Here is a 23,608-nt window from a genome sequence, read left to right as displayed (position 1 = left end):
TACAGGCATGATTACATCTGAACAACTGGCACGGGCGCTAAAGGCGGCAGGTATTCCTGCTGATCGAACAGCTGTGCAGATAAAGAGAAAATTCCCGGAAACATCAGCTCAGGAAATGGCGAATGTGCTGCTAGCTGTATATACAGAGCCTCCCTTACTTGCTCCTGATATAAAAAAGGCACTTGTTGCATGTCGGTATTCGACGACTGAAATTGATGCTGTTATTTCTCGCCTGTTCAAACCACTATGTGTACACAGAAGAGCTATTTTTGGTTTTGCTGGACAGCAGGCAATCACAGTAAGCAGAAACGGTGGATGGGTGCCAGCTGGTAATGTGTATGGCCCATTCGGGTATGCCGTTCCACCTGTTCAACCGGGGGCTAAACGAAAATGGCGTCTTTATGCTGTGTATTGCGATGAAAATTCCGGGGGAGACGTACATGTTCAGGTGAAGTTTGAGCTGTCGGGAGGAACAACGCCAGTATTTACATTGCCGCGTATTGCTGGTGGCTTGGAATGGAATGCAGATGGCTACAGTGACTGGTTCCAGTTTGGGAATGGAACAGAGCAAGAGATTAATAAGGGGCATGCATCGTGTTTTGTTCGACTTAATTCAACTGCACCTTATGATAATCACGGGCTGGTTTACTGGATGGAAATACATGCATATGATTTCTTTTAAGTAAAGAAAAGGGGGGATCCGTTATGAGAGTAGAACTTGTACATAAAAGACCAATTTTTGGGATGGCTGGACAGGGAGTTTTGACAGTAAGCAGAAACGGTGGATGGGCACGGGCTAGTAATGTGTATGGCCCATTCGGATATGCCGTTCCACCTGTCCAGCCGGGAGCTACACGAAAGTGGCGTCTTTATGCTGTGTATTGCGATGAAAATTCCGGGGGAGACGTACATGTTCAGGTGAAGTTTGAGCTGTCGGGAGGAACAACGCCAGTATTTACATTGCCGCGTATTGCTGGTGGCTTGGAATGGAATGCAGATGGCTACAGTGACTGGTTCCAGTTTGGGAATGGAACGGAGCAAGAGATTAATAAGGGGCATGCATCGTGTTTTGTTCGACTTAATTCAACTGCACCTTATGATAATCACGGGCTGGTTTACTGGATGGAAATACATGCATATGATGTTTTTGTGTAAAAGCAAGATCAGCTACTAAATAGAACGGAAAGCATGTGAGCTTTCCGTTATTTTTTTGAAAAAAATTTGATTAGTATATTACCTTTTACTGTATATATAGTTTAAAATAGTAATGGTTTATATTTACATACTTAGATGAGAAAGGTGAGTATAACTATGGATAATTTAATGGTTAAACAGCAATTTACTACGCAGGAACTTCAAATTCTGTCTACAGAAATGGAAAAAAGGTACGGAGGTTATGGCTACTTCATAATAAAGTAAAGGGGGATGTAAGGTATGCAAGGTAATCTGGTACATCCGAATGAGAAAACATATTTTACGATTTCACTTGTTGTAAGCATTCTTATTTACCTTTCTCTTATACTATCCATCATCGGTATTTTATATATCATACTAGGTTTTATTATCACGACGTTGTTCCATGGCATTATGATGGGGAGTATTCGCAGTAATGGTGTGAAAATTACAAAGCAGCAATTTGCCTCCGTCCATGAGAAAACAGAAGAGTTATGTAGCAAGATGGGCATCTCCGCGATACCGGATATTTTTGTTATCCAGGAAGGGGGAGTATTAAACGCCTTTGCTACCCGACTTTTGGGTAGGAACTTTATTGTGCTCTACTCGGATATTTTTGAGTTAATTGAGACGGGGGAAGAAGCGGAGTTAGAGTTTGTACTGGCCCATGAATTGGCACATATTAAGCAGCGACACATTACGAAAAACATGCTGATTTTGCCTGCGATGTGGATCCCATTTCTCGGGAATGCCTATTCTCGGGCTTGTGAGTATACATGTGATCGGATGGCGGCGTATTATACAGGCAATGTAGACGCAGCCATGAATGGTCTCACGATTTTGGCTATTGGTAAAAGTTTATACCATAAGGTAAACCGTCTTGAGTACATTACACAGAGTAAAGCTGAAGGCGGATTCTTCGTCTGGCTGAGCCATCTTCTTTCTTCTCATCCTCCTCTTCCATTGCGCATACTTGAATTAGAAACGATGGCATTATATGCAGAAGTATACGGATTCACATCAAGTCGAGAGGCTGTGGTGGAACACTTGTAAGTAAATAGAAAGCACTTCTCTTGTTCCGACGATCAATATTGGGGATAGAGAGGTGCTTTTTTTGCTTGAGGAAGCTAGAGTTGACGCGGGCAGATACTCCTTTGCATATTGTGAAAGGAAGAGGAGGATGAATATGACGATTACATGGGATTGGCTTGTACAAAAAAACTTTCGCTTAAATGACGCGAATGTACACCCGACTGTTCGACAGAAAGCATGGGATGCTATTTTTGAGCTATGGCAGAAAGGGATCTACGTTCTCATCACACAAGGATACCGTTCGATAGCCGAACAGAACGATTTATATGCACAAGGACGGACAAAACCGGGGAAAATTGTGACGAATGCAAGAGGGGGACAATCCTACCATAACTACGGTTTGGCGATTGACTTCGCCTTGTACACAAAAGACGGGAAAGATGTGACGTGGGACGATAGCAGTGCTGAATGGCAGCAAGTAGTGCGGGTGTTTAAGTCGAAAGGATTTGCCTGGGGCGGTGATTTTAATACGTTCAAGGATACACCACATTTCGAGATGACGTTTGGTTATCGGTGCAGCCAGCTTCAGACTGGACAAGGACCCGCACGTCCGGCGACTGTCGTCGTAATTCCGGAACCAGCAGCAAGTGCAGTGACCAATCAGGAGCAGACTTGTAGCATTATCATAAATGGAGCAAAACTGGATGCGCGCGGCATTATTCGGGACAACCTTTCATATTTGCCAGTACGAGCAGTTGGTAATGCTGCCGGAGTTACGGTCGGATTTGAGAACGGGAAGGCGATGCTTGGTGCAGGCATATTGCAAACAACCATTGTGATTGGGGAAACGGGGTACGCACAGGGACGAGAGATCGCACAGGTGCTTGGTTACGTGATCGAATGGGATCAGAATACATGGACGGTAACGCTAACAAAAGGGAAGAGGTAAGGAAAAGCTCTGCTGTACAATGTTCAGCAGGGCTTTTTGGGCTCTTATCCGATGAAGATTTTGTATGCAGGGGTATTTACACGTTATCTCTTGTTATTTAATATGGTGGAGAAACGAGTAAAAATGGAGGAATTTACTATGATGCATCCTGATACAGAGCTACGGTACATTAACGATCAGATCGGATTCGGTGTCTTTGCGACCAAATTCATCCCGAAAGGAACAATCACCTGGGCGTTGGACGATCTTGATCAAATTTTGGAGACGGAAGTCGTAGAGTCGCTTGAGCCGCTTCGCCAGAAGGATGTGCTCAAATATTCGTACCGCAATCAGCACGGACAGTACATTTTGTGCTGGGACATTGGGAAATACGTCAACCATAGTTTTCATGCGAATTGTGTAGGGACCGCGTATGAGATCGAGCTGGCGGCACGGGATATTTATCCGGGTGAACAGCTGACAGATGATTACGGCACGTTAAATGTCGATGTTCCGTTTGAGTGCTTTCCAGAAGAAGGTACAGACCGGGTGCGGGTCATGCCGGATGATCTGCTGCGGTACGCCGACCGATGGGATCTGCTGGCACAGGAAGCTTTTCGAGTTTATAATGATGTCGATCAGCCTCTTAAGCATCTCGTCCGAGCTGAATTCGCTCATAAAATTCAGGCTGTGATTGCCGGTAAAGAACCGATGCTTTCGATTACAGAAATTCATTACGATAGAAAGAAAAAAACGGGACGTTAATCCCGTTGCAGCATTTCTTGCAGGTGAGGGGCTTTTTTTAATACGCGCTGGAAAAGTTCGCGCCGTAGACTAAGCAGGATGACTGGCGTAACCGAGCGAATTGATGCAGTACGCCGTACGTTTTGTAGGAGCGCGATCTCACCAAAGAAATCACCATCTGATAACAATGCCAGTCGTTTTTGTTCCTGGCTATCCGTGTTTTTTAGCACTTCCACTTTTCCTCGCACGATGATATAAAATTTATCTCCTAAATCTCCCTCTTCTAGTACAATCCGATCTTTGGCATATGATTCGGTAACGAAGTAGTGGGAAATCTCGTCAAGCAGTTCATCATCCAGTGTAGATAAAATCGGAATTCTTCTAAGCTTTTCCGGCTTGATCTCTACATGGAAGCCGTTGTCACTCATCTGGAAGCCGTTTTGTTTGTCCCAGGAATCCCGGTATGTACCGTCTGGTAATGCCAAAAGTTCTTGATGCGTTCCCTGCTCGATTAGTTGACCTTGATGCAGGACAAAAATACAGTCAGCGTGTTCCGCTGACGCCAGACGATGCGTGATGGAGATAACGGTGCGGCTGTGAGCTAGCATTTGTAAAGTACGATTGATCGCCGTCTCGGTTGCTGGGTCAAGTGCAGACGTTGCTTCATCCAGAATTAAAATGGAAGGGTTGCGAATAATTGCCCGGGCGATGGCAATGCGCTGGCGCTGTCCACCGGAAAGTTTGGACCCCCGTTCTCCCACACAAGTGTCGTACCCTTCCGGAAATGAAAGAATGATGTCATGAATTTCGGCTGCGCGTGCTGCGTCCTCAATCTCCTGGTCAGAAGCGTCCGGTTTGCCCATCCTGATATTTTCCAGGATCGACGTATTAAATAGGAAGCTGTCCTGAAAAACAATGCCGATCTGGGAGCGAAGGGAGGAAAGTGACATCGTGTGAATGTTCACATCATCAAATGAAATTGCGCCAGCGGACGGTTCGTAAAACCGCATGAGAAGATTGATGATTGTACTTTTCCCGGAGCCGCTCGATCCGACGAAGGCTGCGTAGCTTCCTTTTGGGATGACAAGGTTGATTTGCTTCAAATTTTGATGATCTGGTGTGTAGCCGAATGTAACATTTGTAAAGCGGATTTCGTTTCGCAGCGGCATAAGCGCAGGGGTGAGCTCAGTGTCATGAATCGGCGCTTCTTCGAGTAACGCTTCTACTCGCTGCATCCCTGCCGTAGCGTGAATCAGCTGGGGAGCCAGCCATGTAATGCCGCCAAGTAGGTTGCTAATGCTAAGCAGGATCGCGTTAAAGGCGAGCAATGACCCGATCGAGAGATACCCCTGGAATGCTAGGATCGAACCGGAACAAATGACGATAAGATTGAGAATAATAATGCCGATATTCGTCGAACGGTCTACGAGAAACGTGAAAAAATGAGCGTTCGCAGAAATTTTTGTGTAGCGAGTCATGAGCGCATGAAAGGAACGGATGGAAGAACGTTCTAGATTGAATGCTTTGAGAACGGGTTGAGCGCTTGTATTCTCCTGTACGACTTCAGCAATCTGTGCCTGTGTTTCTTTTAGCAGCAGTGTTTTGTCAGAGGCGCGTGTCCCGAGCAGCTTTGGGCCAAGCAGACAGAGCGGCAGGGCAATTGTAGCCAGCAGGGCAAGTTTCCACTGGAGTACGAACAGGAACACTACGTTGAGAACGAGGCCTAACACGGACAAAATTCCGTATGGAATGAGCATTAGGAAGTTCTCGACAACAGAGAGATCCGAGTTAAAACGTGCTACGATGTTGGCGCTTTTCGTTCGGGCATAAAAGTCCATGGAGAGTTTTTGTAAGTGTTCATACATGGTTACATTCATATCACGTATAATGGCTGTACCCATTCGTGCCGAGAGAAAATCTCGACTGATTCCGGCAATCGTAACGAGAATAGCCCCGGTCAAGAGGCCGCTGAGAATGAGTACTAGCTTTGTATAATCACCCGGTATAATAGCGTTGTCGATAATGAATTTGAAACTAAGTGGTAACAAGGTCTCGAAAGCTAATTCAATTATAAGGGCAAGAATTAGTAAGGCGCTTAGTCCCTTATAAGGGACTAAAAAGCGCATCACACGTTGCATGAAAAACAAAGGGTAGCACCTCCATTTTATCTATTCAATCCATTCTTTGCGCAGGACAAATAGCTCTCGCAGCTCATCGGTGGACATCTCTGTGACCCAGCTCTCTCCACTGCCTACGATTTGCTCGCTCAAGTTCTGCTTTTGCGTTAACATCTCATCAATCCGCTCCTCTAGCGTACCCATCGTTACGAATGTATGCACATGAACATGACGGGTCTGACCGATGCGATATGTTCGGTCTGTCGCCTGATTCTCCACTGCTGGATTCCACCAGCGGTCGAAGTGGAAGACGTGATTGGCAGCAGTGAGATTTAAGCCCGTACCCCCGGCTTTTAGTGACAGAATAAAAATGCCACATGTCGCATCGGCAGGCAACGTCTCATCCTGGAAGCGAGCAATCATCTCATCCCGCTTCGCTTTTGGTGTGCTGCCGTTCAGGAAATAAACAGGCTGCTGTAATTCTTGTTCAAGAATCCCCTGTAGGAGATGTCCGGTCTCGACGAATTGTGTAAAAATCAGGCAGCGATCTCCTTCCTGCCGAATCTCATCTACAAGTGTAAGAAGTCGCTCGGTTTTATGGGAGCGCTCCTGCCAGTCCGGATTTTTTCCTTCCTTCAAAAATAGAGCCGGATGGTTACACACTTGTTTTAAGCGGGTTAAGGTCGATAAAATCAAGCCTCTTCGTTCCATTGGGGAGGCTTGCTCGATTTTGGTGAACATATCTTGAATTAACCCTTCGTACAGAGAGGCCTGTTCGACGGTTAGTGAAACAAACTCCTTCGTTTCATATTTATCAGGCAGATCCAGTTGGATTTTTGGATCCTTTTTGACACGACGCAGCAGGAACGGACGGATTAATTGCTGCACGGCTTCAATCAATGCCTTATCTTTTGTCTTTTCAATCGGCGTTACGAAGCGCCGGGTAAAGGTGCTCAGGTTGCCAAGATAACCAGGATTAATAAAATCAAAAATGGACCACAGCTCGGTTAACCGATTTTCAATTGGAGTGCCGGTCAGAGCGATACAGTGATGTCCGCTCAGCTTGCGAATCGCGCTTGATTGTTTCGTATGCGCATTTTTAATCGTTTGCGCTTCATCGAGACAGATCGTATTCCACGAGATAGCATGCAGGTCATCTTCGTCTAGGTGCGACAGGTTATACGATGTGAGCACGAGGTCTGCTTCTTTACAGGCATTCACGAATGCGTCCCCTTTTTCTCGAGCGGAACCGTAATGAATATGCACGTTAAGGGACGGAGCGAAGTGCTGCAGCTCCTTTTGCCAGTTACCCAGTACCGAGGTTGGGCAGATGAGCAGGGAAGGGGCCTGCGTACTCTCCGTTTCTTTGACATGCAGCAAATACGAGATAAACTGCACCGTTTTCCCCAGTCCCATATCGTCTGCGAGACAGGCTCCCAGCCCGAATCGTCGGAGGAAGAGAAGCCAGGAAACCCCTTCAAGCTGATACGGGCGCAATTCGCCTTGCAAAGAACGTGGAGATTCTACCACAGGAATGGTAGAGGTTTGTAGTAACTGACTGACCATTTTGCGCAGGGGTTTATTGAGCTCTACGTCGATTCGCAGTCCGTCAGAAGATGGCTCTTCCGGTGGCAGGAGGTGATTCTCTAATACATCCCGGAATGTCATCCCCCTCCCGGTACTAGCCTCCTTAATAAGAGCTTGCAGCTGGGCAAGCATGGTAGCATCGAATTGAATCCACTTGCCCCGGATGTGGACGAGATGTTTTTTCTGTTCGATGATCTCGCTGAACTCCGCTTCGGACAGGGTAACATCGCCAACTGCGAGCTTCCAGTCAAACTCCATGATTTGTTCCATGCCGAATAAGGATTGGCGGGATGAGCCTACGGATGAGGCAACTCGGGCTTTTAGGCGCGGCTTCATCTGTTTGATTTGTTCCCACCAGGCTGGTAAGAATACAGAGATGCCAGATTCAATCAATTGCTCGCTGCCTTCGGTCAGGAACAGCCAGGCTTCTTCATTGTTCAGGGTCTGGCGAAGCGTGCGATCTGATGTCTCCTCAATCCATGGCAAGATGCGGCTGATTTTCCGTATATCTTTTTCAATGCGGGAGTGGTAAGGCTGCCACTGTTCCGGGTAAGGAGGAGCGGGCATATCGCTAGGTTCCGCTTGTGTGACTGCATACAGTTGTTCAGGCTGTGTGCGATTCTGTAGCAAGACATGCAGGAACCAGCACTCGCCATCTTCATTTTCTTCTAACTGCAAACAGGTTCGGAACGGCGTGTTATCCTGTGTCCAGCCAATCGCCATCAGCCAGTCTTCTTCCTCCCATTGCGCTCGCATTCGTACGTCGGTGTGAAGTAAGGGATGGTGTTCATTGATCGCTTCTGTAAGCAGGCTTTCTAGCCAGGCATCAAGAAAGACAGGAGCATTCTCTATAGGTGTAAGGAGCTTCCAGCTGAATTCTCCTGCCTGCCATTTGGTGAAGTCAGGCTGTATGTGTCTTTTGGCAATCGCTTGCTTCAGGATAGGAGCTATAGCAAGCAGTTCGTTCGTCTCTTCGCTCCATTCGATTGTAGTATGCTCTAATGGGGCAGGGGCGGCAAACAGATCCAGTGCGATAGCAGGGGAGAGGAGCAGACCTTCCTTGCGATCATGGGTGACGGTTTCGATGAAGGTGCCGTAATATGATTCTTTATGCCAGCTAAATAAAATCGATTTAAGTGTAAAAGGGTCTACTGTTCGCCCCTTCTGATCAACAGCCTGGACAAAAAAGGTGTTGTTCTCCATCCAGTCGCTTGAAATGGTAAAGGTATCTGTAAGAATCATGGCAGGAGTTTTCCTTTCTGAAGCTCTTCTTGAAAAGCGCGCAAGCGAGCATACCGCTCGATAAGCCGGATGATATATGTATCCCATACAGGCTGCTGTTTGAGCTTTTTATAGTACGTTCGTAGTTTCTTTAGTAGCTTCACAGAATCTTTATAAGCGGCTCGTTTCTTCTCTAGGATGAGGTGTTCAATCGCTTGATGATAGAGCGGCAGCAGAAGGGTGAGATCATGCTTTTCGATCCGGCTGAGATTTTCTTTATACATCATAAGCGGAGATTCTCCGAGAGCCATATGTAAGTCGATCCATTGCTTATACCGTTCGGTTTCAAAAAGATAACTCATGTAAAATCGTATGCTTCGCGGCAGTAATGAGCGCAAAAGAGTGAGGTATTCCTCTTCTGTATGCAGTTCTGTCGCAGTATCCGCCCAGCATGCACAGAAGAAGTTGAATTCTTCATGGTCGGCTTGTGGCAGATAGGGCCGCAATGTGCGCAACCAGACAAGCGTGCGTTCCCACTGATTGGATTGGGAGAAAGAATGAATGTAGTGAAGTAAGTGTCCAATCTTTTGTGCAGCGGTCTGTGCCCATTGTTGCAAAGCGGCTTCATCTTGCCCGGCTAGCACATAAAAGTGCGCACGTGCCAGCAACATATGATCTTTTTGCAGTGGACTACGCGTTTGTTTTTTCAATTCACGAGTCAGGCGGGTTGCTTCAGCTTGTATCCACGCTGGCTGGTATAGCAAGGTATTCCACAAAGATCGATAGATGGTAAGCCAGTCAATGGAGCTATTTGTAGTCGGGAAGCATAGCTTTGCTAGAAGGTCAATCAGTGGCTCCAGATAGGTCGGATACTCTTGGTGCAGTTTTTTGAGATTGACATTATCGAGTACCTCGAACAGTCGATCCAACAGCTCATCTACGACCATCGTGTATTGGTACTGATAAAATGTAGAAGCAAGCGCAACATTCTGCTTAGCTTCTTCTGTTTTTTGCAGAAGAAACAGTAGTGTATACAACGTATATAATTGTTTTGGTTCTCTCTCCCAATATGTAGCGTCTTTCAGTATAGTAGTTAGGCAGTCTGTATTATATTGGAAAGGATTGTATGTATGTGCAGGAGCCTGTCTAGCATAAATGCTTTCGATGTGCTGCTGCCATTGTTCCACAGTGGCTGTTTTGAGCAAAGGGGAGCTCTCCTTTTTTGTGTGGGTTTTCGTGCTGCGTTTCTAGTTTTCTAGTATACCTTATTATGTACAAAAATCGCGTATGATAAAATACCAGAAGGCCTTGTTTTTGTCTTACATAACAAGGCCTTCTGGTATATACATATAAAAATAAATGCTATTCATTTTTATTTTTGCAGTTCTTCTGGAATTTCTGGCTGGTATGATACGAACCAGCTGTTTGTTCCGATGTCAGCGAGTGCAAACAGATACGCAAACGCTGCTGCGTATGTAAATGCGGCAGCTTTAAGTTTCTTCATCATATTGTTCACCCCCTTCCGGTAGCAACTGTTCTTTCAATTACACGATAGAAAGCATAGCCAGGTGGTGTGACCAGGATGTACTGCCATGTCATGCCAAGTATAGCGGCCCATAAAAGATTGGGATAAGAAGTAGAAGGAAGATATGATCCAACAGCCGTACATACAATAAGAAGGATAGAGAGTGAAAGAATTTTTGATTGTTGGATGCGCCGGGCAGAGAATTTTCGATTTCCCCAGGAGCCCGGCACATACACCCATGTGGTGAGCAAACCTATCATAATAAAAGCGAAGAGAATAGCTGAAGTATGTGTGAAAAAGTAAGGCAGGGTAGGGCTGACTAGCAAGGAAAGAAGGATGAAGGAAATAGAGCTAATGCTCAGGCAGCGTACAAATGTGTGAGCGTGGACGCCGCCTGTAATCATGCGTAAAATACCAAAGGAAAGAATCATTACATACATTTCTGGCAGAAGGTGCAAAGCCCACCCTGCGAACGTAATCACGGAAATTTTGAGGATGGAGTTGATCATAATTTGCAGACCATACGACAATACGGCTTCAGAGTGTTGTGTATGGCTCTGTTCGACTAATACTCCGGCAATGGAATCAGCTAGTTTTTTGCTCACGTTTCGTCCCCTCTTTGATAGGAAATGTGATCGTAAACTCGGTTCCGTGTTCTTCATTGCTGATAAGCGATAAGGTTCCCCCATTTTTTTTCACAAGACTATGTACGATAGCTAGCCCAACACCTGTATGATGTGGTTTTGTTGAAAATCCGTATTCAAATATTTTTTTCTGCATGTCAGCGGAAATGACAGGGCGAATATTTGTGACTTTGATACAGGTGTTACTTTCCTGGCGATTCGTTCTGAGATGGATCTCTTGCGTTGGGTAGCCAGCAAGCTCGATTGCATCCGCTGCATTGTCCAGCAGATTTCCGATGATTTGATTGACTTCGGTTGCACGCATGTCCAGCTCGGTTAAGGATGAGAAAAGCTGCAGATTCAGTGCAATATCTTTCTCTTTGAACTGACATGCTTTGGCTTGCAGCAGCGCACTAAGTCCTGGATTATCTGAGACAAGCACTTCATTGATTTCTTTAACCTGTTCTACAAGTTCTTCGATGTAGGCAAGCAGACGCTCGTGATTCTTTTGTTTAGCGAAAATGTATAACACCTGAATGTGATTCGCAAAGTCATGCCGCTGTGCTCGAATGGTTGTAAATAAAGATGTAATGTCAGCGATATATTGCTTGTGGATAGATAGTTCTGTTTCTCTTGCTTTTGAAGTGATGATTTCTCGTACAAGCAGGATTGAAAAAATCTCAAAGCCTAATAGAAATGCTAATTGAATCCCACTTTGTTTACTGCCCTTGGCTAAAAACTCAGCACCGATAATCGAAAAAATATAAAGAAAAGTAAAAAATAAATAAGAGCCGATTGAGTAACTTTGTGGTCTGGCTGTTGGATGATCTTCTTTAAAAATTGAGAATTTCTTTCTATAGAGAAGCCAAAAAGTAAGTGAAAGAATGAGTAAGTTTGGCCAGATCATGAAAAGCCAGAGCAAAGAATCTTTTTTTATGTCCAGTAAATCCTTATGAGCAAAAGTAGTGAACACTTTTATCGTTATAATTTCTGTTGCCTGTAAAAGCAGCAAGGTAATAACTGTACCTGTAAGAATCCGTATAATGGGGATACGGAAAAATAAAATCATAAATAATAAAAATACGAGTAGCTGAATGATAAGCCTGATAGATTCGGCAAGTGACAGACCCTGGATGCCCTCAAAAACACAGGCTAAAAATAAAGCGGCGATGAAATATTTGATTGCTTGTTGCTGTTCGTACCTGCCTGCTAAAAAAACAGATAAAAGGACAATTAACAGCATCTCGGGGACAGAGTAAAAAATAAAAATGACAAAATCCAAGATGCACCGCACCTTTCTTAATCTCATAATTTGACAACGTCTAGCAAATTCCTTTTGTATCCGAAAAGTAAATATAAGACAAATTATTCTATGATACGACATTTTTTCTAGTATAATTCTAATGGTTCTGCTTAGAGTTTTAAAAGTATATTCTGAATGTTGTCGAATATATAGAAGTGGTGTCTAAAAAAGTATTCGGAAAACAAAACCCAACTTGACATGTAGGAATAATTACTCTAAAATTCTAATTAACAAGGCAATACAAGGCAAATGAACGAACAAAACGGCATATTCTATATTCTCTTATCCAGAGAGGCAGAGGGACTGGCCCGATGAAGCCTCGGCAACCGTTGAATGATTCAATTGGTGCCAATTCCAGCTGGACGCATGTCCGACAGATAAGAGGTCTCGCTTTTCCCCTTCTTGCGACCTCTTATCTGTTTCGGACAGGTAAGAGGTCGTTTTTTTGTTTGAGCATTACTATATAGAAGAAGGAGAGGGAGGCTATCATGATTGAGATTCAGCAGTTAACAAAAGAGTATAGAGGCAAGAAAAGTACGGTTAAAGGGGTCGACGATGTAACCCTTACAATCAAAAAAGGCGAAATCTTCGGTATTATCGGATATAGCGGGGCGGGCAAGAGTTCACTTCTGCGCTGCCTGAACATGCTAGAAACACCAACGTCCGGCAAAATTTTGATCGATGGTGTTGACATTACTAAACTGAAAGGGAAGGACCTGCGCCACGAGCGTTTGAAAATTGGAATGATTTTTCAGCATTTCCACTTGATTAGTTCGAAGACTGTCACGCAAAATGTAGCATTTGCGTTGAAAGCAGCAGGGAAATCGAAAGAGGAAATTGAACGGCGTGTACCAGAGTTGCTTGATCTTGTGGGACTCGGAGATAAAGGGCACCATTATCCAGCGCAGCTCTCCGGCGGTCAGAAGCAGCGCGTTGGCATCGCCCGCGCACTAGCGAACAATCCGAAAGTGTTGTTGTGCGATGAGGCAACATCAGCGCTTGATCCGAGCACAACACGCTCAATTTTGGCACTGCTTAAAGAAATCAACCGTACGCTCGGTATTACAATCGTATTGATTACGCACGAGATGGAAGTAGTCAAAGAGATCTGCCATCGCATTGCGGTCATGCAGAATGGTAAGGTGATTGAATCTGGAGATGTGTATGAATTGTTCGCTCGCCCGGTGCAGCCGCTGACACGTGATTTTATCGATACAGTGCTACACTTTAGTCTGCCGGATAAGCTGCTGGAAAACCGGAGAGGAACGTTGGTCAAAATTAACTTCCAGGGCGAGATTGCGGAGAAGGCAGTCGTATCGGAAGTGCTCAAAAAATTCAATGTAGAAGGAAATATTTTGCACGGCAAGATTGAATACATTCAGGATGAGCCGCTTGGGATTTTTATTATGGAACTGATTGGCGATTCACAGGAGATTGCTCGTGCGATCGAACATATCCGGCAGCGTACAGCCGGACTGGAGGTGCTAGCAGATGCAGCTTAGTAATTTAATTGACTTGCTTCCGGAATTCGGAAAAGCATTTGGTGAGACGTTTTATATGATGGCCGTATCGGTTGGTGTGGCGTTCGTTGCAGGAATTCCACTCGGAGTACTTCTGTTCATAACGAGCAAAGGTTTATTCTTGCAGAATCGTTTTTTTAATGTAGTACTTGGTTCTCTCGCCAATATCATTCGTTCTGTACCGTATATCATTTTGCTTGTTGCACTTATTCCATTAACTAAGCTTCTGGCCGGTACGACAATTGGCCCGGGTGCAGCGTCGGTATCACTATCAGCAGCAGCGATCCCATTCTTCGCGCGTCTTGTTGAGTCATCGCTTCGTGAAGTGGATAAAGGCGTGATTGAAGCGGCGATTGCTTCTGGTGCAAGTCCGTGGTTGATTATTCGTGAGGTATTGTTGCCGGAAGCGCGTCCGAGCATTGTGCTTGCACTGACGGTAACGATTATTAGCTTGCTTGGCTACACAGCAATGGCTGGTATTGTCGGCGGCGGTGGGATTGGTGACCTGGCGATTCGCTTTGGTTACTACCGATTCCAGACAGAAGTGATGGTTGCGACCGTGGCGATTCTCGTTATTTTGGTGCAGGTGATTCAGTTTGCCGGTGACCGTGTGGCGCGTGCAATTGATAAAAGATAAACGTTTGAAGGGGCTGTCCTGTGTGTAATGGGGCAGCCTCTTTTTATATGTTTCCTTGTTTTTTTGCTATCATAAGTTGTCGATCCTCAGTCGATAAATACAGTATATTTCCTTTACTAATGTTTCTTTCAGTGTAAAATAATACTATTTAGAAAAAATGGATGTTACGTAAAGGAAAGTTCAGAAAGAGGAGAGACAGGGGAAAATGAAAAAAATAGGTACAAAGATTATGCTGGCGATTTTATTATGTTCTGTGCTTACCTCCTTATCAGTTGGCATCATTAGTATGATTCGTGGAAGCCAGGCTGTGCAGAAGGAAGCAGAGGACAAGTTGTTGTATATGTCCCAAAACATTGCTAATGAATTCAATGTGAGTATTCAAACCATTCAAGGTGCGGTTAGCGGAATAGCGACAACATCTGCTGCTGATTTTGACGGACAAAAGGCAAAAGTAGATCCATCTTACTTTACGACATACGATGCTATTATGGATCCGGTTGTGAAAAAGTTCGCCGAGAGTACAGACGGAATTATGGGTGCCTATGTGTTTATAAATCCAGAGTTGACGAAAAGTCTACAATATTCGTGGTATCTAAAAGATGAAAAGAAGAACATCTTTGTTAAACAACAGGGGTTTGCACCGGGGAGTTTTACGGATGGAAATCCAAAGCTTTCCTGGTATTTTAATGCCGTGAAGGCGAAAAAAGGTGTATGGAGTGAGCCATACGAAGATTTAGGTGCAACGATAATTTCATACACGCAGCCTATTTATCAAGATGGTGTATTGATTGGTGTAGCAGGTATGGATGTTAATTTCGATGTAATTAAGCAAGCGATTCAGAAAGTTAAGGTATACCAAACAGGATACGCTATGTTGTTTAATGAAAAGTTTAACTATCTTGTCCATCCTACCTTTAAAATGGGAGAAAATCTCGCCAATGTTCAAAACGGTAGTTTTACATTCATGATCGACGAGATGAAGAAAAAGCCGTCCGGGTTAATTTATTACAAGTTCAACAATATGGATAAAATAAGCAGTTTTGCTCATATTTCAAACGGGTGGATCGTCTCGATTGCTCCTCCGGAAGACGAGCTGTATGAAGATATTATTCAGTTACGTTCTATCTTAATTTGGGTCATTGTCGGAGGGATTGCCATTGCTGTAGTGTTTAGTCTTTTCGTCTCTCGCTCGATTTCAAAGCCGATTATCAGTCTGACACGTACAGTAGAAGTAGCGGCTACTGGAGATTTGAGTGTACAAACGGACATTCAGACAAAAGACGAAGTAGGGCGTTTGGGACAATCGTTTAACACGATGATTGAAAGTCTGCGAACAGTCATTACTCAGGTTCGGAGCGTTTCGGATAATGTGAACGTATCAGCGGGCACAATTTCCGCTGCAGCAGAAGAAATTAGTGCGGCGAGCGAAGAGATTTCAGGAAGTATGCAGAGCCTATCTGAGGATACGAATCGACAATCTGAGCTAGTGGGTAGCGTGTTGCATGAAACGAGCACGCTGGGCGAAAAGATTAAAGGTGTAGAACACGAATCCGAGTCTATGGTTACGCATGCGTATACGATGAAAGATAAAAACGAGAGCGGTCTTGTAGCAATGGAGCAGCTGCGCCGCGTATTTGAGCGAAATACGGAAGCAAGTGCTCAAGTTGGCTATGGTATTAAAGATCTTGCCGCGATGTCTGTTTCCATTAGTACGATTATCGAAACGATTAACTCGATTTCTCAGCAAACGAATCTATTAGCTTTGAATGCTGCCATTGAGGCGGCACGTGCAGGAGAGGCAGGCAAAGGATTTGCGGTGGTTGCGGATGAAGTGCGCAAACTAGCGGAACAATCGTCTACAGCTACGCAAGAAGTGCAGCAAATTATTGATCGGATTACAGGTGTAATTGAAACGCTTGATTCTACGATGAATCATGCAACAGAATTAGTGGATGATGTGAACGTGTCGTTAGATCATACGAGCGGTGCATTTGCTGAGATTAATACATCCATTGATACGGTAACAGAAGAAATTGTACGTCTGGAGCAGGAAGTTCGTGAAATGGAAACGCTGAAAAATAGCATGGTTGAATCAGTCGAAGGCATCCATCACGTAACGAAACAAGCAACTGCGATGACAGAGGCTGTAAGCGCTTCGTCACAAGAACAGACCGCTTCCATCGAAGAAGCGGTAGCGTCTATTGAAGAATTGCATGCGATGACGAATAAGTTGATTGACACAGTGAACCGTTTCAAAGTGTAGGATAGTTTTATATCGAAAAAGTAATAAGGGGGCTGACCGAAAAGTCTAACTAGACGAAAGGGTCAGCCCCTTTATCATGGTAAAGCGGAAGCGCATGTACTCTTTAATGTAAGCGTTTGCAAAATGTTCAGAATAAATTTTATAATCTGCATAAAGAGATAGTGGTATCAAGACATTTATTCCATCATTCGCATACGATACAGCAGGCTCAGCAGGTACACGGAACTCACATAAGGAGGCAGCATTATGCTGATTGAAAAAGATATGCGGGCTCGTGCGGCAGCGTTGACGGGTCGCCTAGAAGATGTTCGCATTCCGGAATTGTTTCAAGTGATTACGCCGGATGGAGAGGTGCAGCAGGAGATTGAAAACAGAATCGATCCGTCTCTTATGGTACACATGTATGAGCAGATGACACGGGCCCGGGCATTTGACCGCAAGGCGGTGATCTTGCAGCGGCAAGGTCGTATTGGAACATATGCGCCGTTTGAAGGGCAGGAAGCGGCACAGGTGGGCAGTGCGCTGGCGCTTAGAGAAGGGGACTGGATGTTTCCGACATACCGTGATCACGCAGCGATGTTGACGCACGGGCAGTCGCTTGAGAATTTGTTTTTGTACTGGATGGGCCGGATGGAAGGATGTGTGTGCCCAACGGGAAAGAATATTTTGCCGCCGTCTGTGCCGATTGCGACGCAGATGCTGCATGCGGCAGGTGCGGCCTGGGCAACTAAAATAAAGGGTGAAGGGTCAATCAGTATCGCTTATTTCGGAGATGGTGCCACGTCAGAAGGGGATTTTCATGAAGCGCTAAATTTTGCGGGTGTCTATCAGCTTCCCGTTTTATTTTTCTGCCAGAATAATGGCTATGCGATTAGTGTACCGTTTCAGCGGCAGTCTGCCTCACGTACGATTGTTCAACGTGCGGCAGCGTATGACATTCCGGGCATACGAGTAGACGGCAATGATATTTTTGCTGTGTGGCTGGCGGTGAGAGAAGCGATCGAGCGGGCACAGGCAGGCAAGGGACCAACACTCATCGAAGCGGTTACCTTTCGCTATGGCGCTCATACTACAGCGGATGATCCGAAGAAATATCGGGATCAGGACGTGCTGGCCAAGGAGTGGCGTGAACAGCGTGACCCGATTACGCGGCTCCAGAAGTTTCTTATGAAGAAAGAATTATGGACGGAAGAGAGAGAACAGGCGCTTACGAAAAAGCTTACAGACGAAATCGAAGCAGCATTCGCCAAAGTGGAAGCGTTTCCGAAAACAAGTCCGATTGATATGTTTGATCATGTATATGCGGATGTGCCATGGCATATCGCGGAGCAGCGAACAGAATTTCTATCGTTGATGGATGAGGAGGGCGGACACGTATGAGCCGAAAGCTGACAATCATACAGGCCATCACCGAAGCGCTCGACCAGAAGCTGGCCGATGATCCACGTGTCATGTTGCTTGGCGAGGACATCGGTGTGAACGGGGGCGTATTCCGGGCGACAGAAGGTCTGCTTTCGAAGCACGGAGCGGACCGAGTAGTCGATACGCCGCTTGCAGAGTCCGGTATTATTGGGTCCGCGATTGGGCTTTCACTGAATGGAATGCTGCCGGTGGCGGAAATTCAGTTCCTTGGCTTTATTTACCCGGCATTCGAGCAGGTCGTCTCACATGCGGCTCGTCTGCGTCACCGGACGCGCGGGCAGTTCACGACACCACTCGTTATTCGTACGCCATATGGTGCGGGCATTCGTGGACCGGAGCTGCATTCGGAGAGTGTTGAGACGTTTTTCGTGCATACGCCAGGCCTGAAAGTAGTCGTACCTGCAACGCCGTATGATGCGAAAGGGCTTTTGATTTCTGCGATTGAAGATCCGGATCCAGTATTGTTCCTTGAACCGACCCGGCTGTATCGAGCGTTTAAGGAAGAGGTACCGGAGGAGATGTACCGTGTTCCGATTGGCAAGGCGCGCATCGTGGAGGAAGGAAGTGACCTGTCGATTTTTGCGTGGGGTAGTATGCTGCGCACGGCTCAGCTGGCAGCCAAACAGATCACACAGGAGAAGGGCTGGAGCTGCGAAATCATTGATCTGCGATCCCTGTATCCACTTGACCGGGATGCGATCATTGCTTCTGTGAAAAAAACCGGGCGTGCGCTTATCGTGCACGAAGCGCATAAAACAGCCGGAATTGGCGCAGAAATCACATCGCTGATTAATGATGAAGCACTCATTTATTTAAAAGCACCGGTAAAACGCGTAACCGGATATGATGTGCCGGTTCCGTTTTTTACAATGGAAGATTCGTATATGCCGACACCGGCGCGCATTCGGCAGGGCATTATTGAAACCGTGCAGTTTTAGCGGAAGAGGGTGAGGAGGACGCCATGGTAGAGTTCAAGCTTCCTGATGTGGGAGAGGGAATGCATGAAGGAGAAATTACTCGCTGGCTTATCGCAGAAGGCGATCATGTGGATCAGGATCAGTCGGTAGTGGAAGTGCAGACCGATAAGGTGAACGCGGAGCTATCTGCGCCGGTCAGCGGTGTGATTACGCGGCTGTTGTTTGCGGCAGGGGATACGGTACATGTCGGGCAGGTTATGTTTGTGATTGACGATGGGGTGGGAGAAAAAACGGAAATAGAAACAGCTGCGGTACGATCGGAGGAAAAGATAGTGGCCTCTTCGGTCTCTAACAGTATTCTAGCAGTATCATCTGTTGCCAAGACTCATCGCGCACTGGCGGCCCCGTATGTGCGGCAGCTGGCACGCAGTCTGGGCATTGATCTGGAGCAGGTAGCAGGAAGCGGTCCGGCAGGCCGTGTGCTTGAGGTGGATGTACATCGATTTGCAAAATCGGAGCCGGTACAACAGGATACAACATCACAGACTTCTTTTGCTGCCACAGATCAGATACCGCCTGAAGTGAAGCAGTCTGTCATCGCCGCGCCGCATCTTGCAAGCGATCTGCCGCAAGAAACAGAGGAACGCATAAAGCTTGCTGGCATCCGTAAAAAGATCGCCGAGCATATGGTGAAGTCGGTAACGGTCATCCCGCATGTGACGCATTTTGACGACGTGGAGATGGATGCGCTGATTGCACTTCGTAATCGGATGAAGCCGCATGCCGAGGAGCATGGTGTGAAGTTGACGTATTTGCCATTTTTCATCAAGGCGGTTGTGATTGCGCTCAAACAATTCCGTATGTTTAATGCATCCGTCGATGACAGCACCGGCGAGATCATTTTAAAAAACTACTATCATATTGGCGTGGCAACGGATACAGAGCAAGGGCTTGTCGTACCTGTCATTAAGCATGCAGATCGGAAATCGGTGTTTGCCATTGCGGGAGAAGTTCGGGAGCTGGCGGAGAAAGCGCGTACGGGAAAACTGACGCTTTCCGACATGAGTGGCGGTACGTTTACGATCACAAGCGTCGGATCGATTGGCGGTCAGCAGGCAACACCGATCATCAATCACCCGGAAGCTGCGATTCTTGCCTTGCATAAAATAGAGCCGCGTGCCGTTGTGCGCAACCGGGAGATGGTCATTCGCGACATGATGAATGTGTCGTTATCGTTCGACCATCGGATTATTGACGGTGTCGCGTCTGTGCGATTTACAAACCGGATCAAGAAATTGCTGGAAAATCCGGAACTTCTATTTATGGAGTTGGTGTAGATGGTAGTCGGAGAAGTGGTCATAGAAACAGATATCGTCGTGATCGGAGGTGGGCCGGGTGGGTATGCCGCCGCTATCCGGCTTGGCCAGCTTGGTAAATCAGTTGTACTGGTCGAAAAAGAAGAGCTTGGCGGTGTCTGCCTGAATCGGGGCTGCATTCCATCAAAGGCACTCATTCATGCTGCCGGGGAATATGCGAAGCTATCTCGGCTCGCAGGGATCGGGATTACACTTCCACAGGGTGACATACAGTTCTCGCTGACCGCCTGGCAGAAACACAAGCAGGAGATCATCGGGCAGCTCAATCGTGGAGTGCGCCAGTTGTGCGAGAAGAATGGTGTGACTATCGTATGCGGTCAGGCGGTGTTCCTGTCATCAGACCGCATCGGTGTGGAGACAGGTGGCGATTTTGAAACGTACCGATTTGAGCAGGCGATTATCGCATCCGGGTCTAGGCCGATGATTCCGTCATTTCTTTCGGTTGACGGAACGCACATTCTTGATTCGACAGACATTCTCGCGTTGACTGAGATGCCTGCGAGTGTAGCGATTATCGGCGGGGGCTATATCGGCATGGAACTCGGCATGGCGCTTGCTCGGCTGGGCTGTCAGGTGGAGATTGTGGAAGCGGAGGAAGATGTACTGCCGCAGGTAGCATCAACATTCAAGAAGGATGTACTGCGTCATGCAAAGCAAGTGGGCATACATATCCATACCGGAACGAGGGTGGAGAACGCGGTGATAGAAAACGGGCGAGTACAGTTGCATGTGAAGACTATGCCTGGTAACGCATACACGATTGAAAGTGAAAAAGTGCTGGTCACAATCGGTCGTGTGCCGCATACAGAAGATCTCGGGCTTGTACAAGCAGGTGTGCAGACGGATGAACGCGGTTATATCCTGGTAGATGAGCAGTGCCGGACAAATCAACCGCATATTTTTGCGATTGGGGATTGCACACCAGGTCCGGCACTGGCGCATCGTGCATCTAAACAAGGGATTGTGGCGGCAGAAGTGATCGGTGGGTTGCCGAGCGCGGTGGATTCCTCTTTTATTCCGTATGTGATTTTTACGGAGCCGCAGATTGCGGGAGTGGGCTTGACACGGGAAGAAGCGGAACAGCGGGGATATGTTGTGAAAGTAGGTCAGTTCCCAGTGCGGGCGAATGGGCGCGCACTTGCGACCGGAGAAGCCGAAGGGATAGCTGAGGTGATTGTAGAGGCGGACAGTCATCTGCTGCTCGGGTTTCATATGAGTGGACCGGATGCATCGAACTTGATTGGGGAAGGAGTACTGGCACTGGAGATGGGGGCTCGGGTGGAAGATATCGCGCTGACCATTCACCCGCATCCGACACTTAGTGAGGTATGGCTCGAAGCAGCTTGTGCAGCACTTGGGCATGCGATTCATATTGTGAATAAATAGAAAAACGCACAGCGGGGACGGTCATGTCCCCGCTGTGCGTTTGCAAGGAATAGGCGGTGAGCATACAATAACAAGAAAGAGGCATATAGAATAGGAGACTGACGTGTGATTACGACGCTTGCGATAACGACAACAGGGGAGTTGCTGGAAAACATCCCGCTCTCACGCCTATCCGCTGCGGATATCGACTGGTATTGGGTCGATTTCAATGTGCCGACAGAAGACGAAGCGAGGCTGTTAGATACGCACTTTCATTTTCATCCGCTGGCGATTGAAGATTGTCTGCATTTTCTGCAGCGACCCAAGCTCGACTATTATGAAAACTACTTGTTTTTCGTTCTGCATTCGCTGAACCAAACGACGCTTGATGTGGAGGAAGTCGACATGTTCGTCGGTCCGAATTTTCTCGTATCGTTCCACCTGAAGCCGCTGCATGAGCTTGATGAGGTGCGGCGGAAGTTCCTTGCGGCGATACCGGGTCGTTCTGGTGGGCCGGTATATATCGCCTATTTGCTGATTGATAAACTGGTCGATTATTATTTTCCGTCTGTGTACCGGATTGAAGATGCACTGAGTGAGCTGGATACGGACGAGCGGCACATACCGGGGCGTAAGCTGATGGATGAAGTCTTTGCAATTCGAGCGGATCTTCTCAAGCTACGTCGGACAGTTGGCTCAATGCGGGATTTGCTGTATCGTGTAGTAAACTCAGAACGATTAACAGAGTTCAAAGAGCATCATCTGTACTTCACGGACATTTATGACCATCTGTTGCGGCTTGCTGAGATGATTGATTCAAGCCGGGAGATGACAGCGGATATGCGGGATAACTATATCTCGGTGAACTCCTATCGGATGAACAATGTCATGATGGTATTGACGATTATTTCGTCTATTTTTATCCCGTTGACGTTTATTGCGGGCGTGTATGGAATGAACTTTAAGAATATGCCTGAGCTGGATTGGAAGTATGGCTATTTTGCTGTATTGGCGATAATGGTGGTCATCGGAGGGAGTATGTTCCTCTGGTTCCGCCGTAAGGGATGGCTTGATATGCATAAATAGGTAGAACGCAAAAAAGCAGCCACTGTATCGGGCTGCTTTTTTGTTAAAAGTTTATTTGCGTAGGCTGCCTAGTTCGTTCACGATTGCTTCCATTTCGCTAATACTGAACTGTGTACGTGACATAACCATATCATAAATATCTTTGAGGTCCTCGTATTTGCTGTCATCGAAGTGAGTCGCTTTTACAGCGCTGGCATTCGCGATGCGCAGCTTATCCTTGATCGCTTCAATCATATATTCAATATTTTCAGGTGTGTTTTCTGTCAGGTTCATTCCGTTCATCCTTTCCTTCATGGCGTATTTCATCCATTGTAGCATGTTCTGTGCAGGGTCTCTACTTGCACCGCGCATTTGCAACATAGACAGAGTGGCAATAACACGTATACTCTGGCTATAATAACGATAAGGAAAAAAGCAGAAGCTTATGAGGAGGAAACAAACAGCATGACAGTAAATGCGATTTCTGCGCATGAATTTGCGGATTTGTATAAGCAGGGAGCACTCGACGAAAGTTATATTATGGATGTACGCGAACCGTATGAATGGGAAGTGGGGCATCTAAAGAAAGCAAATCATATGCCGATGAATACTGTACCCGAGCGTCTTGTGGAGCTTGATCGGGATCAGACAATTTTTGTGATGTGTGCACACGGTGTTCGCAGCTGGCATGTGACGCAGTTCCTATTGAATCACGGGTTCGAGAAAATTGTGAACGTAGAAGGCGGTATGGCGGAAGTCGCGCCTTACATTGAAGAGTGAAAAGAAAGAA

At 46.4% G+C, this 23,608-nt stretch carries 21 protein-coding genes and 1 riboswitch; of the genes, 14 read left to right on the top strand and 7 right to left on the bottom strand.

Annotated features, from left to right (window positions below; genetic code table 11):
• Nucleotides 1-7: 7 nt before the first annotated feature.
• The 5 genes from CB4_RS19820 (at nt 8) to CB4_RS19800 (ending at nt 3,898) form a co-directional block, all read left to right on the top strand.
• Nucleotides 8-682, top strand: coding sequence for a hypothetical protein (locus CB4_RS19820; RefSeq protein ID WP_096467425.1), 675 nt, complete (start codon nt 8-10; stop codon nt 680-682).
• Nucleotides 683-705: 23 nt separating this feature from the next.
• On the top strand, nt 706-1,155 hold the full coding sequence (locus tag CB4_RS19815) for a hypothetical protein (protein WP_096467424.1): 450 nt from the start codon (nt 706-708) through the stop codon (nt 1,153-1,155).
• A gap of 279 nt (nt 1,156-1,434) precedes the next feature.
• The gene (locus tag CB4_RS19810) at nt 1,435-2,226 is read left to right on the top strand and encodes a M48 family metallopeptidase (protein WP_096467423.1); all 792 of its coding nucleotides are present in this window, start codon (nt 1,435-1,437) and stop codon (nt 2,224-2,226) included.
• Nucleotides 2,227-2,359: 133 nt separating this feature from the next.
• Nucleotides 2,360-3,154: a M15 family metallopeptidase gene (locus CB4_RS21935; protein WP_269459513.1), complete on the top strand. Its 795-nt coding sequence runs from the start codon at nt 2,360-2,362 to the stop codon at nt 3,152-3,154.
• A gap of 138 nt (nt 3,155-3,292) precedes the next feature.
• On the top strand, nt 3,293-3,898 hold the full coding sequence (locus tag CB4_RS19800) for an SET domain-containing protein (protein WP_096467815.1): 606 nt from the start codon (nt 3,293-3,295) through the stop codon (nt 3,896-3,898).
• Here the strand turns inward: CB4_RS19800 and CB4_RS19795 are convergent.
• The 6 genes from CB4_RS19795 to CB4_RS19770 form a co-directional block, all read right to left on the bottom strand.
• On the bottom strand, nt 3,895-6,015 hold the full coding sequence (locus tag CB4_RS19795; RefSeq protein WP_231956282.1) for an ATP-binding cassette domain-containing protein: 2,121 nt from the start codon (nt 6,013-6,015) through the stop codon (nt 3,895-3,897). The genes CB4_RS19800 and CB4_RS19795 overlap by 4 nt on opposite strands.
• Before the next feature lie 30 nt (nt 6,016-6,045).
• Nucleotides 6,046-8,823 carry a DEAD/DEAH box helicase gene (locus CB4_RS19790; RefSeq protein ID WP_096467420.1) on the bottom strand — a complete coding sequence of 926 codons (2,778 nt, stop codon included), beginning with the start codon at nt 8,821-8,823 and terminating at the stop codon, nt 6,046-6,048.
• Entirely contained in the window at nt 8,820-10,007 is a 1,188-nt protein-coding gene (locus tag CB4_RS19785) for a hypothetical protein (RefSeq protein ID WP_096467419.1), read from the bottom strand. Before CB4_RS19785 ends, CB4_RS19790 begins: the two co-directional genes overlap by 4 nt.
• A 167-nt stretch (nt 10,008-10,174) precedes the next feature.
• Nucleotides 10,175-10,309, bottom strand: a complete 135-nt coding sequence (locus CB4_RS19780; protein ID WP_096467418.1) for a cyclic lactone autoinducer peptide — start codon at nt 10,307-10,309, stop codon at nt 10,175-10,177.
• A gap of 5 nt (nt 10,310-10,314) precedes the next feature.
• Nucleotides 10,315-10,932 carry an accessory gene regulator ArgB-like protein gene (locus tag CB4_RS19775; protein WP_157738082.1) on the bottom strand — a complete coding sequence of 206 codons (618 nt, stop codon included), beginning with the start codon at nt 10,930-10,932 and terminating at the stop codon, nt 10,315-10,317.
• Complete coding sequence (locus tag CB4_RS19770) at nt 10,913-12,193, bottom strand: sensor histidine kinase (protein ID WP_231956083.1); 1,281 nt, start codon at nt 12,191-12,193, stop codon at nt 10,913-10,915. The genes CB4_RS19775 and CB4_RS19770 overlap by 20 nt, the downstream gene beginning before the upstream one ends.
• Nucleotides 12,194-12,532: 339 nt before the next feature.
• Nucleotides 12,533-12,637, top strand: a riboswitch (SAM riboswitch).
• 104 nt (nt 12,638-12,741) lie between these two features.
• Here CB4_RS19770 and CB4_RS19765 point away from each other — a divergent pair.
• The 8 genes from CB4_RS19765 to corA all read left to right on the top strand — a co-directional run bounded on the left by CB4_RS19765 (nt 12,742) and on the right by corA (nt 22,839).
• Entirely contained in the window at nt 12,742-13,755 is a 1,014-nt protein-coding gene (locus CB4_RS19765; protein WP_096467415.1) for a methionine ABC transporter ATP-binding protein, read from the top strand.
• The gene (locus CB4_RS19760; protein ID WP_096467414.1) at nt 13,745-14,410 is read left to right on the top strand and encodes a methionine ABC transporter permease; all 666 of its coding nucleotides are present in this window, start codon (nt 13,745-13,747) and stop codon (nt 14,408-14,410) included. The genes CB4_RS19765 and CB4_RS19760 overlap by 11 nt, the downstream gene beginning before the upstream one ends.
• A gap of 205 nt (nt 14,411-14,615) precedes the next feature.
• Nucleotides 14,616-16,673, top strand: a complete 2,058-nt coding sequence (locus CB4_RS19755; protein WP_096467413.1) for a methyl-accepting chemotaxis protein — start codon at nt 14,616-14,618, stop codon at nt 16,671-16,673.
• 246 nt (nt 16,674-16,919) lie between these two features.
• Entirely contained in the window at nt 16,920-18,053 is a 1,134-nt protein-coding gene (gene pdhA / locus CB4_RS19750) for a pyruvate dehydrogenase (acetyl-transferring) E1 component subunit alpha (protein ID WP_373681352.1), read from the top strand.
• Complete coding sequence (locus tag CB4_RS19745) at nt 18,050-19,033, top strand: alpha-ketoacid dehydrogenase subunit beta (protein ID WP_096467412.1); 984 nt, start codon at nt 18,050-18,052, stop codon at nt 19,031-19,033. The genes pdhA and CB4_RS19745 overlap by 4 nt, the downstream gene beginning before the upstream one ends.
• 23 nt (nt 19,034-19,056) lie before the next feature.
• Complete coding sequence (locus CB4_RS19740) at nt 19,057-20,349, top strand: dihydrolipoamide acetyltransferase family protein (RefSeq protein WP_096467411.1); 1,293 nt, start codon at nt 19,057-19,059, stop codon at nt 20,347-20,349.
• Entirely contained in the window at nt 20,350-21,774 is a 1,425-nt protein-coding gene (gene lpdA / locus CB4_RS19735; RefSeq protein WP_096467410.1) for a dihydrolipoyl dehydrogenase, read from the top strand.
• 105 nt (nt 21,775-21,879) lie between these two features.
• Nucleotides 21,880-22,839, top strand: a complete 960-nt coding sequence (corA, locus tag CB4_RS19730) for a magnesium/cobalt transporter CorA (RefSeq protein WP_096467409.1) — start codon at nt 21,880-21,882, stop codon at nt 22,837-22,839.
• Between the two features lie 51 nt (nt 22,840-22,890).
• On the opposite strand, the gene CB4_RS19725 is transcribed toward corA, so the two are convergent.
• Nucleotides 22,891-23,112, bottom strand: a complete 222-nt coding sequence (locus tag CB4_RS19725) for a DUF1128 domain-containing protein (protein ID WP_096467408.1) — start codon at nt 23,110-23,112, stop codon at nt 22,891-22,893.
• 171 nt (nt 23,113-23,283) lie between these two features.
• On the opposite strand from CB4_RS19725, the gene CB4_RS19720 reads away from it, so the two are divergent.
• Nucleotides 23,284-23,598, top strand: a complete 315-nt coding sequence (locus CB4_RS19720; protein ID WP_096467407.1) for a rhodanese-like domain-containing protein — start codon at nt 23,284-23,286, stop codon at nt 23,596-23,598.
• Nucleotides 23,599-23,608 lie beyond the last annotated feature (10 nt).

The sequence above is a fragment of the Aneurinibacillus soli genome, from assembly GCF_002355375.1.
In the GTDB taxonomy this organism is placed as follows: Bacteria; Bacillota; Bacilli; order Aneurinibacillales; family Aneurinibacillaceae; genus Aneurinibacillus; species Aneurinibacillus soli.
Note: the sequence above shows the minus strand (reverse complement) of the source record. Positions and strands in the feature narration are given on the sequence as shown.